Source organism: Acinetobacter sp. UBA5934 (genome assembly GCF_002430855.1).
Classification (GTDB): domain Bacteria; phylum Pseudomonadota; class Gammaproteobacteria; order Pseudomonadales; family Moraxellaceae; genus Acinetobacter.
Genome location: NZ_DJDC01000194.1, coordinates 364 through 824, shown reverse-complemented (window position 1 = coordinate 824; position 461 = coordinate 364). Strand labels below are relative to the sequence as shown.

Sequence of the window (461 nt, the reverse complement as noted above, 5' to 3'; positions counted from 1 at the left end):
AGACAGAACAGAAAACCCAGAATCGGTACGATCGGGAACAATGGCGCAGCAAAATCAAGATCCTTCGCTGTTTTACCCTGTTTGTACCATTCACGGCGGAAGTTGAACATGCTGAGACAGATGCTCATCCAGACCACTACCATAGTAAATGCTGCAATACCTAGCAAGTTAGTGAAGATGGTTTCCGGTGCGAACTGTTCAGACAGCAAACCAGGCATACCACCAATCATGGTGACAATGACTGCAATATAAGGTACACCACGCGCATTTAAGCGGGAAAATACCGCTGGTAACTGTTTGCTGTAAGACAATGACCACATCATACGGGATGCAGCAAATAGACCTGAGTTAGCAGCAGATAGCAGTGCGGTGATGATCACAAAGCGGATAATATCTTCGGCATAAGGAATACCAATATGCTGGAATACTGTCACGAATGGACTGCTACTGACACCTTCAGC

General features: G+C 46.0%; 1 protein-coding gene. It reads right to left on the bottom strand.

The genetic code is table 11. From position 1 onward, the window contains the following. Nucleotides 1-461 (bottom strand): amino acid permease (locus B2Y23_RS14515; RefSeq protein ID WP_291371573.1); only part of this gene is annotated, 461 nt, incomplete at both ends.